Origin of the sequence: Colwellia sp. BRX10-1 (genome assembly GCF_014077545.1) — a bacterium.
Classification (GTDB): Bacteria; Pseudomonadota; Gammaproteobacteria; order Enterobacterales; family Alteromonadaceae; genus Colwellia_A.
The window spans coordinates 21,380-34,437 of the sequence record NZ_JACGWC010000009.1; the positions used below are offsets into that span (position 1 = coordinate 21,380).

13 protein-coding genes and 1 tRNA gene are annotated in these 13,058 nt (G+C 38.0%); 8 read left to right on the forward strand and 6 right to left on the reverse strand.

What is annotated here, in order from left to right:
* Positions 1-123: 123 nt before the first annotated feature.
* On the forward strand, positions 124-540 hold the full coding sequence (locus tag H4J75_RS09535) for a LexA family transcriptional regulator (RefSeq protein WP_182172021.1): 417 nt from the start codon (positions 124-126) through the stop codon (positions 538-540).
* A gap of 449 nt (positions 541-989) precedes the next feature.
* Here the strand turns inward: H4J75_RS09535 and H4J75_RS09540 are convergent, their stop codons facing one another.
* From H4J75_RS09540 to fdxA, 6 genes are all read right to left on the reverse strand, one after another.
* A complete protein-coding gene (locus H4J75_RS09540) occupies positions 990-2,231 on the reverse strand; it encodes an integrase domain-containing protein (protein WP_182221995.1) in 1,242 nt (413 codons plus the stop codon).
* Positions 2,232-2,396: 165 nt separating this feature from the next.
* Positions 2,397-2,473: transfer RNA gene (locus H4J75_RS09545), tRNA-Val, on the reverse strand.
* A 102-nt stretch (positions 2,474-2,575) separates the two neighbouring features.
* Positions 2,576-3,937 (reverse strand): MATE family efflux transporter, encoded by a 1,362-nt coding sequence (locus H4J75_RS09550; RefSeq protein WP_070373752.1) that lies wholly within the window; start codon positions 3,935-3,937, stop codon positions 2,576-2,578.
* Between the two features lie 149 nt (positions 3,938-4,086).
* Positions 4,087-4,308 carry a CPXCG motif-containing cysteine-rich protein gene (locus H4J75_RS09555; protein WP_070373751.1) on the reverse strand — a complete coding sequence of 74 codons (222 nt, stop codon included), beginning with the start codon at positions 4,306-4,308 and terminating at the stop codon, positions 4,087-4,089.
* 129 nt (positions 4,309-4,437) lie between these two features.
* Positions 4,438-5,322 (reverse strand): fructosamine kinase family protein, encoded by an 885-nt coding sequence (locus tag H4J75_RS09560; RefSeq protein WP_259368196.1) that lies wholly within the window; start codon positions 5,320-5,322, stop codon positions 4,438-4,440.
* Positions 5,323-5,384: 62 nt separating this feature from the next.
* Entirely contained in the window at positions 5,385-5,714 is a 330-nt protein-coding gene (fdxA, locus tag H4J75_RS09565) for a ferredoxin FdxA (RefSeq protein WP_182218013.1), read from the reverse strand.
* Between the two features lie 141 nt (positions 5,715-5,855).
* Between fdxA and H4J75_RS09570 the strand changes: the two genes are divergently transcribed.
* The 7 genes from H4J75_RS09570 (at position 5,856) to H4J75_RS09600 (ending at position 13,052) form a co-directional block, all read left to right on the forward strand.
* Positions 5,856-7,499, forward strand: coding sequence for an NAD(P)/FAD-dependent oxidoreductase (locus H4J75_RS09570; protein ID WP_070373748.1), 1,644 nt, complete (start codon positions 5,856-5,858; stop codon positions 7,497-7,499).
* Between the two features lie 140 nt (positions 7,500-7,639).
* Positions 7,640-9,550, forward strand: a complete 1,911-nt coding sequence (gene thrS / locus H4J75_RS09575; protein WP_070373747.1) for a threonine--tRNA ligase — start codon at positions 7,640-7,642, stop codon at positions 9,548-9,550.
* Between the two features lie 115 nt (positions 9,551-9,665).
* Positions 9,666-10,220 (forward strand): translation initiation factor IF-3, encoded by a 555-nt coding sequence (infC, locus tag H4J75_RS09580; protein WP_070373746.1) that lies wholly within the window; start codon positions 9,666-9,668, stop codon positions 10,218-10,220.
* Between the two features lie 214 nt (positions 10,221-10,434).
* Positions 10,435-10,629 (forward strand): 50S ribosomal protein L35, encoded by a 195-nt coding sequence (gene rpmI / locus H4J75_RS09585; protein ID WP_070373745.1) that lies wholly within the window; start codon positions 10,435-10,437, stop codon positions 10,627-10,629.
* A 15-nt stretch (positions 10,630-10,644) separates the two neighbouring features.
* The gene (rplT, locus tag H4J75_RS09590; RefSeq protein WP_070373744.1) at positions 10,645-11,004 is read left to right on the forward strand and encodes a 50S ribosomal protein L20; all 360 of its coding nucleotides are present in this window, start codon (positions 10,645-10,647) and stop codon (positions 11,002-11,004) included.
* A gap of 275 nt (positions 11,005-11,279) precedes the next feature.
* On the forward strand, positions 11,280-12,383 hold the full coding sequence (locus tag H4J75_RS09595; RefSeq protein ID WP_070373743.1) for a phosphoribosylaminoimidazolesuccinocarboxamide synthase: 1,104 nt from the start codon (positions 11,280-11,282) through the stop codon (positions 12,381-12,383).
* 330 nt (positions 12,384-12,713) lie between these two features.
* Positions 12,714-13,052: a P-II family nitrogen regulator gene (locus tag H4J75_RS09600; protein ID WP_070373742.1), complete on the forward strand. Its 339-nt coding sequence runs from the start codon at positions 12,714-12,716 to the stop codon at positions 13,050-13,052.
* Positions 13,053-13,058: the final 6 nt, after the last annotated feature.

Sequence of the window (13,058 nt, forward strand, 5' to 3'; positions counted from 1 at the left end):
TAAAATGTGCTGGCGAACCTGAGAAACGTCCTCGGGAAACTAACGCACCCAATACCAACACAAGAAATGCGCAATATTTATAATAACCCTGCTATACTGTATAAATTTACAGTGGTTATTGTTATGAAAGTTATTCCTTTGAACATTGAAGCTGGTATCTCTGGCTTTGAATCACCTGCTGCCGAGTATAAAGAGCTTGGCTTATCATTAGATCAACTATTGATCATACATCCTGATGCTACATTTATCGGGCTAGCAAAGGGTAATTCGATGGAAGGTGTTGGCATTTTCGATGGAGATTTGTTGCTTGTAGACAGAGCTGAAAAATTACAACAAGGCGATGTTATTGTTGCAAACTATAATGGCTGCTTTACTTGCAAGTTGATTGATAAGGATAAAGCACAACTTCTCTCAGCTTCGCCCTTGCATAAGCCCGTAACTATATCAGCCGATGATGAATTTCAAGTTGAGGGCATCGTTACGCGATCAATACGCATACACCGCAAAACAAGAGAGTTATCGAATGTATGCTTTAGTTGATGAAGCTCATTACTACATGTCAGCAGAGAAGGTGTTTGCCCCCTTAATCCGAAGAAAGCCAGTTGTAGTGCTAATTAATAATTACGACTTCACTTGTGCTGACCAGTATATTTTATCCAATAGATGAGTCGTTTCTTCAGGTTACAAAATTGCGGCAACTTGATCGATGACCGGCATGAGTATCCAAATGACCTTAGTAAAAAAGTTCGGTGGGAAGAACGTTTGCCGGAGTGTGTTGCTTTAGGTAAACTCTTACACTTGATGACACGTCTCAAAAACTCTCCGGCCATTAGGTTGTTGCCGTTGAAGGAACAAGCAACAAACGGCATACGAAACGAGACTTTTATCGCCAAGTTACACGAGTTAGTGGCGAGATATTCCTAAGATATAATGCTGAAAAGGATTGTTTTTGTGGAAATATTTGCCTTGTATTTTGTATGTCTGCATTGTTAAACAGCTTTTAAATGTTTGATGTTATCTTCAGTACTGATTTTGCCATTTACAGCAGTTTCAATGTGTTGTGACCAGTAGCACATTAACACACGTCTACGTTCAAGATATTCAGCGCGATTGTAAGCTCGTCTAACTATGTTCTTATCTAAATGTGCCAATGCTGATTCAATGACGTCAGGGTCATGCCCCAGCTCATTTAACGTGGTACTCGCGAGTGCTCGTAACCCATGAGCTACCAGTTTGTTTTTATATCCGATGCGGCCTAGGGCTTTGTTTGCTGATTCAGTATTACAATGCTTATTATGATCGGTATATGAAGGGAATAAATACTTTCGATGACCACTGAGTGGTTTTAATCGCTCTAATATCTCTATGGTTTGTGGTGTAAGAGGCACTTTATGCTCTATTCGCATTTTCATACGCTCACCAGGGATAATCCATAACTTATTGTCTAAGTCTATTTCAGACCATTCAGCTTTTGCACTTTCACTAGGGCGGGTCATGGTATGCAATTGCCACTCAATTAAACATCGAGTTGTTAGCATAATACTAGCGTAACTGATGTCCTTCATTAGTTTACCTAATTCATGCGGGCGAATGGTTGGCATATTGGTGGCTTTAGCTGTTTGAAATGCACTACGGATACCTGATAAGGGGTTGTGGTGTAATATGCCGATATTAACAGCGTGATTCATTACGTTGTTTAAGTGGCCAATTATTTTTCCTGTTGTTTCAAAATTACCCTTAGCTGCCAATGGTTTTAAAGCCTCTATAGCTTCAGGTGCTAATATTTTATCAATGGGTCGGTGGCCTAATTTAGGGAATACATGGTTTTCAAACTTACGCCATAAACTTTTAGCTGTGTTTTCTGCAATGGTAGTTTGTTTTATAGCAAACCAATCGGTAGCTACACTTTCTAAGGTGTGGTTGGCGGCAAGTAATTGCTCACGATGCTTGTCGTCTTTATGTTCTTTGGGGTCGACACCTTTAGCTACTAACTCTCTAGCAGCTTCACGTTTTTTTCTAGCGTCAGCTAATGAAACTTCAGGATATGTACCAAAACCGATAGTGGTGCGTGATTTGGAATGAGGTTTATAGTAATCAAACACCCAAGTCTTAAAGCCGTTGGGTTTCACTCTTAATAATAAACCACCGCCATCACTAAGCTTATATAGTTTGTCTTTTGGTTTAGCTTGTTTTACTTCTGTGTTGGTTAGTGGTTTTGTTAATTTTGCCATTTTGGAGTACTGCAACTTGATAGATTGGTCTGGTACTCCTAAAAGTACTCCTAAAAAGTGCTGATGTCACGGAACGGCATAAAACTATTTAGGACATAAAAAAACCGGAATACCCTGTTAAATTGGGATATTCCGGTCTTTATAGGTTCTTGTTGAACCTCAATTTGGTGCTCGCTACTGGACTCGAACCAGTGACACCTTGCATGTCATGCAAGTACTCTAACCAACTGAGCTAAGCGAGCAATTGTTAGTTGCTTTAACCAACGGGCGTCATATTATCGATATGAAATGTTAGTTGCAAGTAGTTTTATGTATTTCAATTTAAATAATTAACTGTTTGCTTATTAATGCGCCATTTCGACTCTTTTTTGAATGATACTGAGTCGCCAAGCTAATAATACGGCTGCGGTTGTTAAGCCAAAAATTATACCTATCCAAAAACCATAAGGACCAATCGGGTCAATTATCCAGTTGGTTAACCCTAAAATTAGCCCTAAACTTAAGCCAATGACCCAATATGAAAAGAAAGTAATGTATAAAATAGACTGCGTATCTTTATAGCCTCGCAATGCTCCCGCAGAAATAACTTGTATTGCATCGGAAAACTGAAATAAAGAAGCTAAAAACATTAGGCTAGCGGCTAACTCAATCACTTTTCTATCTAGCGTATATATTTCTGCGATGGGGTAGCGTAAAGCAATCGTTAATAGTGCAGTACCAACTGCAATAACAAGTGACAATATCAGTGAATAATTGCATATTTCTTTCGCGTTAGCTAAATCATTATTACCAACGGCATAACCCACTTGTATAGTCACGGCCATAGCTAAACTTAATGGCACCATAAATACTAAGCCTGAAAAGTTAATGGCTATTTGATGGCTTGCAACAACCTCTGCACCAAAGGGCACCAGAATAATTGCGACTACGGCAAATAAACTCACCTCAAACAGTAATGACATTGCAATAGGAAAACCGATCGTCAGTATTTCTTTTATTTCTAGCCAGTTCGGCCAGTAAAAACGTTCAAATAATGAGGCATGTTTTAATTTTTTTGATACGTAACAATAAATAAACATCGAGACAAACATAACCCAATAAACGATAGCTGTGGCGATACCACAACCGGCACCCCCTAATGCAGGCATGCCAAACTCACCGTAGATAAAAATATAATTAGCCGGAATATTAATTAACAAACCTATGATACTGATGATCATTGTTGGTTTGGTATGCGACAAACCTTCAGAGTAGTTTCTTAAGACAAGATATAAACAAAAACCTGGACCACCCCAAACGATATAGCCTAAGTAATCAAAAAGTAATTGTTTTAAATGACTTTCTAGCGGGATCTGTTCAATGACTAAGGGAGTGATCGCATAATATAAAACGATCAACAACAGACCTAAGGTTAATGCTATCCATGCGGTTTGATAGGTCGCTTTGGCAACGTAATGGAATTTTTTTGCTCCAGCAAGTTGCGATACTATGGCAGCAAGTGCCATGACTAAACCATATATAGTTAGTATTAAGGGCAACCAAACACTGCTAGCAACCGCTACTGCAGCCATGTCGGTAGCGCTCACTCGACCAGCCATCACCGTGTCTGCAAATCCCATTAGGGTTTGCACAAGTTGAGCGATCAAAATAGGATAAGCCAATTTCATTAGGCTTTTGGTGTTTTTTCTAAAGTCAGTAATATTCATTAGGGAAGAGTGCTTATAAAACCATCATTTTAAGAAGAAAAATGATCAAGATGAGAATGATATAGGTTTAAAGCAGTTGTGCAATGTTTCTCTAGTGAATTTAGCCTTTATAAAAAACAATGGTGAAGCGAAAACAAGAGTAATAATTACTAAAAAACTTGTTCGTCATCACTGTCTATCGCTAATTGAATTTTTTGGCGGTATTCATCAATATGCATATTTAAGTGAATATCTCGACAACAAGAAGGGCACTCTTCGTAATAATCTTGATCACCAGCCGATGTATCTAAAGCTAAATGTAAGTGATGACCACAATGAGGGCAGCTAATACGTTTGTCTTTTATCGCTTGTAAGCTTGATTCCTGGGACATTTTGCCTCCTAGATTCTTTTGGTTACTGATGATTAAGTATGTTCATATTTGTAAAAATCGCTAACAAAATCAAAAATAAAGTTGTCTAAATTATTTAACTTACTGTGTGCAATCAATTTTATTTTAACATTAATGTAATGATAAAATTCGAGATAACAAAGCTCTCGATTGATCAATATAGATACCACCAAATAGATTTGCATGATTTAGGATATGATAAAAATTATAAATGAGCTTTCGTTGCTCATAGCCTTTTTCAAGGGGGAAAATATCTTGGTAACCCTGATAAAAATCATAAGGTAGTTGGCCAAAGAGTTCGGTCATCGCAATATCGACTTCTCGGTCACCATAATAGCAAGCAGGATCATAAATGACTGACAAAGAATCTGTGAAGCCTAAGTTACCCATCCATAAGTCACCATGAACTAGGCAAGGTTTAACATCGTGATGATTTAATGCGTCGTGGCAAATATCAGTAATATGGTCAATGTTACCCAGTGTTATTGATTTTTCGCTCAGTAATTGTAATTGCCAAGCAACTCGTTGTTCTGAGAAGAAGGTTTTCCAATTACTACGCCAGTTGTTCGGCTGTAAAGTGTCGCCAATATAATTGTCGTGTTGCCAACCAAATTGTCCATGTGACGAACCTTTATGCATCAAGGCGAGCTGTGCACCTAAATTATACCAATGTTTTTCGGTAGCGTGTGAAAATGGAATGTAATCAAGCACAATAAAGCTTTTATCAAGGGTGCTTCCTAATGCTATAACTTCGGGGCAAGTGATTTGTTTAAGAGAACGTATTTGATTTAGGGCGTAAGCTTCTGATTCAAAATGGTTGAAGTGATTTTTATCTTTAATTTTAATAAAGTAATGATGATGCTTATTGCTTAGTTGGTAAGCTAAATTGCTTTCACTTGTTGAAATAAGGCGCTTTTTTTCAATAGTGAATTGCTCACCGGTTTCAGTTTTGATTGCTTGCTCAATAGATTGCCACATAATGCACCAATTATTCATTGACCCTGTTGGTGTGAGTATAGTTAATAATTGAGCAATGTGTTTATTTTGCTGAACTGATTTTAATTTTCAATAATTAAGTGAGCTATTTTATTGGGTACACCATCCCATTCTTGTGCATCGGCAGGTGCGGGTTTTACTTCGGTTATTCTCGGCCATACTTTAGCTAACTCAGCATTGAGTTCGATAAATTCTTTTTGATCTTCAGGAACGTCATCTTCTTGATATATGGCGCCTGCAGGGCATTCAACCGGACATAAGTCACAATCAATACAGTCTTCAGGACTGATGACTAAAAAATTAGGACCTTCATAAAATGCATCCACTGGGCATACTGCTACACAGTCGGTGTATTTACATTTTATACAATTGTCGGTAACTACAAATGCCATAACGTACTCTTTTGATGAGATGAAATATTTTCGAGCTGATCATACCTAGCTTAGCAATAATTTCAATTGTTGATTTAACTGAGAGGTATGTTCAGGTAAAATGCCGAAAAATTCCCTTTTCTCTTTTTGGAACCGCTCACTATGTTGCGTTTAACAAATATCCAACTGCCGCTTGATCATGAAGAAGCTGATATAAAACTGGCTATTCTAGATACATTATCAATTTCTGAAGATCAGCTAATTGATTTTACGGTTCATAAGCGCGGATATGACGCACGTAAAAAAGCAAAAATAGTGTTGATTTATACGCTTGATGTAGACACTCGCCTTAATGAAGAATTACTTGAAAAATTTGCTAAAGACAGCCAAGTAAAAGTAAGCCCTGACATGAGCTACAATTTTGTTGCCCAAGCGCCAGAAGTCTTATCACAACGACCTGTTGTTATTGGCTTTGGTCCATGTGGCTTATTTATCGGATTAGTACTTGCTCAAATGGGATTTAAGCCGATTATTTTAGAGCGCGGTAAAGAAGTACGTCAACGCACCAAAGATACCTTTGGCTTTTGGCGCAAAAAAATACTCAATACTGAATCTAATGTACAATTTGGTGAGGGTGGTGCAGGTACTTTTTCTGATGGTAAACTCTACAGCCAAGTTAAAGACAAGAAACATTATAGCCGTAAAGTGCTGCATGAATTTGTTGATGCAGGCGCGCCTGAAGAAATTTTATTTGTGAGTAAACCGCATATTGGTACCTTTAAGCTCGTTACTATGATTGAGCAAATGCGCGCTAAAATTATTGCGCTTGGTGGTGAAATTCGTTTTGAACAACGCGTTGACGAATTTCATTTTGACGAAGAGCAAGGTACTGATGGACACAAACGTATTAATGGCTTAACACTGGCCAGTGGCGAACGTATTGATACCAATTATGTTGCTTTAGCCGTAGGTCATAGCGCTCGTGACACCTTTGAGATGCTTGTTAAAAATAAAGTCTCGGTAAAAGCTAAACCTTTTTCAGTTGGCTTTCGCATAGAACATGAGCAATCAGTTATTGATGATGCACGTTTTGGTGACAATGCCGGTAATGAAATATTAGGCGCTGCAGATTATAAATTAGTACACCATTGTAATAATGGTCGAAGTGTTTACAGCTTCTGTATGTGTCCTGGCGGAACTGTAGTTGCAGCGGCATCAGAAGAAGGGCGCTTAGTCACTAATGGTATGAGCCAATACTCGCGTCATGAGCGTAATGCGAATAGCGCAATTGTTGTTGGTATTGAGCCTAGCGACTTTGCTAATAAAGATGATCCTTCAGACGTATTATCGGGTATTGAATTTCAACGCCGTTTAGAAGAAACAGCCTTTAAACTCGGTGGAGAAAATTATGATGCGCCAGTGCAGTTGGTTGGTGATTTTCTTGCTGGACGTAAAAGCGGTGAGCATGGCGAAGTTAGCCCTTCATACAAGCCCGGCGTTAAATATTGCGACTTAAGTGAAACCTTACCTGATTACGCTATTGCCGCTATTCGTGAAGCATTACCTGCCTTTGAACGTAAGATAAAAGGTTTTTCAATGAATGATGCGACATTAACGGCTGTTGAGACAAGAACATCATCAACCATTCAAATTACCCGTGATAGAGAGTCACTGCAAAGCATTAATGTCGAAGGTCTTTATCCGGCTGGTGAAGGTGCTGGTTATGCAGGTGGTATATTATCAGCGGGTATTGATGGTATTAAAGTCGCAGAAGCGATGGCGCTGGCAATGATGGCAAAAAGATAAGTCTGTCTTTATATTGCAAATAAAGGGGAATTCCCCTATATTTGCGACCTCAAATATTTCCCAAAAGAAATAGTTTATATTATTAAAAATATATTCAAGCGTCACTTTGTGTGTGACGCCACTGAAATAAAGGAAAATTAATGCCTGTTATCACTCTCCCTGACGGTTCAAAACGTTCATTCGACAATGCAGTATCGGTAATGGATGTTGCCTTAGACATAGGACCTGGTCTTGCTAAAGCAACCATCGCGGGTCGTATCGACGGAAATCTTGTTGATGCTTGTGAATTAATTACCCAAGATGCTTCTTTACAACTTATCACTAATAAAGATAACGAAGCTCTTGAGATTATTCGTCATTCTTGTGCGCATTTACTAGGGCATGCTATTAAGCAGTTATACCCAAATGTTAAAATGGCGATTGGACCAACGATTGATAACGGCTTTTATTATGATATTGACCTTGAAGAGTCAATTACTGAAGACGATTTAGTCAAACTTGAAAAACGTATGACTGAACTAGCACGCACCGGTTATGAAGTTGTTAAGAAAACAGGTTCATGGCAAGACGCTTACGATGCGTTTACTGAGCGTGGTGAAACCTACAAATTACAGATTCTTGATGAAAACATCGAGAAAACTGATACGCCTGCTTTATATCATCACCAAGAATACATTGATATGTGTCGTGGTCCTCATGTACCTAGTATGCGTCATTGTCATCATTTTAAATTGATGAAAGTTGCTGGTGCTTATTGGCGCGGTAATTCTGACAACAAAATGTTGCAACGTATTTACGGCACAGCTTGGGCTGATAAAAAGCAACTTAAAGCGTATATCGTTCGTTTAGCAGAAGCTGAAAAGCGCGATCACCGTAAAATTGGTAAAACATTAGATTTATTTCATTGGCAAGAAGAAGCACCAGGCATGGTGTTTTGGCATAACGATGGTTGGACAATTTACACTGAGTTAGAGAAATTTATTCGTGAAAAATTACACGAATATGATTATGACGAAGTTAAAGCGCCGATGATGATGGACAGAAGCCTTTGGGAAAAATCAGGTCATTGGGAAAAATATGCCGACGGCATGTTCACCACTGAGTCTGAAAAGCGTGAATACGCGATAAAACCAATGAACTGTCCAGGTCATGTACAGATATTCAACCAAGGTTTAAAATCGTACCGCGATTTACCTTTACGTATTGCTGAGTTTGGTTGTTGTCATCGTAACGAGCCATCAGGTTCATTACATGGCTTAATGCGCGTTCGTGGCTTTACTCAAGATGATGCTCATATTTTCTGTATGGAATCACAAGTACAAGCCGAAGTAAAAAAATGTATCGAGATGGTATACGATGTCTATGGTTCATTTGGTTTTGAAGATGTTGTTGTTAAATTATCAACGCGTCCTGAAAATCGCATTGGTAGTGATGAAATTTGGGACAAAGCTGAAGCGGGTCTTGCACAAGCATTAACCGACAGCGACATCAAATTTGAATATTTACCAGGCGAAGGAGCATTTTATGGTCCTAAGATTGAATTTACCTTAATGGATTGTTTAGGTCGTGCTTGGCAATGTGGTACAGTGCAGCTCGATTTTGCTTTACCAGAGCGTTTAGGCGCAACTTATGTTGGTGAAGACAACGAAAGATACATCCCAGTGATGATTCATCGTGCTATTTTAGGTTCACTTGAGCGTTTTATTGGAATTTTGATTGAAGAGTTTACCGGGAAGTTTCCGACCTGGTTATCTCCAATTCATGCAACTGTGATGAATATTACCGACAAACAGGGTCAATATTGTGAAAAAGTTGTTAAAAAACTAAAAGAAAGTGGATTTAGAGTAAAACTAGACTTGAGAAATGAGAAGATAGGCTTTAAAATCCGCGAGCACACTTTGAAGCGTGTTCCATATTTGTTAGTTGTTGGTGACAAAGAAATGGAAGCAGGCGAAATCGCTATTCGAACGCGAAGTGGTGAAGATTTAGGCAAAATGTCTGTTGATGACTTTATTTCTAAACTAAGTGAAGAAGTTAACTCTCGCAGTTAGCGTTTAAATTACTTATAATAACGTTTATAACATACATCAAAATATTTTATTAATCTGAGTAGTTGTTAAGTTAAAAATAACACCAGCTACTCGGAACAAAGTTCTTTGGAGGAACATGGCTATTAAAGGTGGACAACGAGGCGGGCAAAAAGAGCCAGCACATCGTTTAAATGAGTTAATTACAGGTATTGCTGATAATGAAGTTCGTTTGATTAGATTTGACGGAGAGCCTGGTGGCATCGTCACATTAGATGAAGCAATGGATCAAGCTGACGAAGCTGGTGTTGATCTTGTTGAAATAAGCCCTACGGCTAAACCTCCTGTACTCCGTGTTATGGATTACGGTAAGTTTATCTATGAAAAAGCTAAAGAACAAAAAGAACAACGCAAAAACCAGAAACAGATACAGGTTAAGGAAATTAAATTCCGTCCTGGAACAGATGAAGGCGACTATCAGGTAAAACTACGCAACCTGAAGCGCTTTTTAGAGGGTGGCGATAAAGTTAAAGTAACTTTACGTTTCCGTGGTCGTGAAATGGCTCACCAAGAACTCGGTTTACAACTACTAACTCGCGTTAAAAACGATTTAGAAGAGTTAACTGTACTTGAATTCTTCCCGCGTCGTGCGGAAGGAAGACAAATGGTGATGGTACTAGCACCTAAAAAATAATCAATAACCGGTATTTCAAGTAACTTAGTTTGATGTAAATTAAAATAAGTTCACCATTATTGATTTTAACGGGTAACTTTAGGCCTGAAAGTAAAAACTAACGTTTATTTTTGTTTATCCTTAAATAAACGCGTTAAGTTTTTCGCCTAAGTTGCTAAATTTCAATGGCAATGTTTATGTGTAATAGCACAAACATGAATGCGGAGTAATATTCATGCCTAAAATGAAAACTAACAAAGGTGCTGCGAAGCGCTTTAAAAAAACAGCCTCTGGCTACAAGTTCAAACAAGCTGGCCTTCGTCATATCTTGACTAAGCGTCGTACTAAAGTTAAACGTCATCTTCGTGCTAAGTGCATGATTTCGGCGGCTGACATTAAGTCAGTTAAAAAACTTTTACGTCACGGTTAATAGGAGAGATATAGAATGGCTAGAGTAAAACGTGGTGTACAAGCTCGTGCACGTCACAAGAAGGTTCTAAAGCAAGCTAAAGGTTATTACGGAGCACGTAGCCGTGTTTACCGTGTTGCTTATCAAGCAGTAACTAAAGCAGGTCAGTACGCTTACCGCGATCGTCGTCAACGTAAACGTCAATTCCGTCAGCTTTGGATCACTCGTATAAATGCAGCAGCTCGCATAAACGGTTTATCTTACAGTGTTTTCATTAATGGTCTTAAAAAGGCTGCTATTGAAATCGATCGTAAGATCCTAGCTGATATTGCAGTATACGACAAAGCAACATTCACATTCTTAGTTGAAAAAGCGAAAGCTGCTTTAGCTGCATAGAACTTGAAAAAGCTTTGAGATAAGGACGCCATTAGGCGTCCTTTTCTTTTTTTAATTATACTAACTTGTTCTTTAGCTCACTTTCTGCGTTTTAAAGTACTTACTAATAGTTATTAGCACCGTTCTTTACTTTGGAAATTAAACTAAACACCTTGGTTATAATGTATTAAAATGTTTTTATTAATTATACCGAATACTATTTTATCTTTTGGGATAACGCGCAAAGATATTATTCGCTACAATTAATATTAACTTGATAATTAAGGTTTAAACCGATGAGTCTTGCAGATCAAATTTTAGCGGTAAATAATGATTTACCTATTCGTACCGATGCACCAGTTCACAGCGGTAAAGTGCGCAGTGTTTATTGGTTAACCGACGCGGATAGTAAGCGACTAATTCAAGAGAAAGGCTATGATGTTGCCGACGACACACCTTTAGCCATTATGGTTATTAGTGATCGTATTTCTGCTTTTGAATGTATTTGGCAAGGCGAAGGTGGTATGCAAGGTGTACCTGGAAAAGGTGCATCACTGAATGCTATATCAAATCATTGGTTTAAATTATTTAAAGATCAAGGTCTAGCCGATAGTCATATTCTTGATATTCCACATCCGTTTGTTTGGATCGTACAAAAAGCTAAACCTGTAATGATTGAAGCTATCTGTCGTCAGTATATTACCGGTTCTATGTGGCGTTCATACGTAAAAGGTGAACGTGATTTTTGTGGTATCGAATTAGCTGAAGGATTATTGAAAGATTCAAAGCTACCTGAACTTCTACAAACACCGTCAACAAAAGGTATTTTAGAAGGCATTCCGGGCGTTCCTGCGATTGATGATGTTAATATTACTCGCAAAAATATTGAAGATAATTTTGAAGCCTTTAATTTTAAAACGCCTGATGATATTACTTTATACGAAAAATTATTAACGGAAGGTTTTGACGTTATTTCTGATGCGTTGGCAAAGCTTGACCAAATTTTTGTAGATACTAAGTTTGAATTTGGCTATGTAAAAGATAAAGCTGGCAACGACAAGTTAATTTATATGGACGAAGTGGGTACGCCTGATTCTTCACGTATTTGGGATGGCGAGCAATATCGTGCCGGTAAAGTGGTTGAAAACTCGAAAGAAGGTTTCCGCCAATTACTTTTAGCACATTTCCCTGATGCTGATATTTTATTAAATAAAAATCGCATGGACGAGCGCTTAGCTTTAGCTCGCAACAATGAGTTACCGGCATCCGTATTAATGGATGTGTCACAAACATACACAGCGATCGCTGAGAAAATTACCGGTCAAAAAATTGTTTTGTCTGCTAACCCTAAAGCTGAAATAATTGATATTTTACGCGAGCAGTATCAGCTAATCGATTAAGTCGTTATTGTCTCTGCTTAAAAGCTCTACACCCGTAGGGCTTTTTTTTTGTGCGCTATTTACCATCTCTAACCTTTGCTAATACTAAACCTTCAATTTTGCCCTTTACACTTTTTCTTAAACATAAAATCTGACTAATGGTCATAATCTGCGCACCAATATGGTGTTTGGGTTGTGTTTGTGTGCAACATTTTGGTGCATTTGAGCGATGTAATATTAATTAATATTTTTTAACTTATTGTTTTTTAGTTGATTGTCTCTTTGGGCATAAATGGTGCTTAAATAAATTTATATAAACAATCTTAAATAATATGCACTAAAGGTGAACAAATGAAGTTGATAACCGCAATAATCAAACCTTTTAAACTCGATGATGTTCGTGAAGCACTCAGTGAGATAGGTCTAGAAGGATTAACGTTAAGCGAAGTTAATGGTTTTGGCCGTCAAAAAGGTCATACCGAACTTTATCGTGGTGCCGAATATGTTGTCGATTTTTTACCAAAAATGAAACTTGAGCTCGCTGTTAAGGATGAAATGGTTGAGCGTGTTATCGACACTATTCTCGAAACAGCACAAACAGGAAAAATAGGTGACGGTAAGATATTTGTCACTAACATCGAACATATTGTTAGGATCAGAACAGGTGAAACAGATAATGAAGCTATTTAAGCAGTT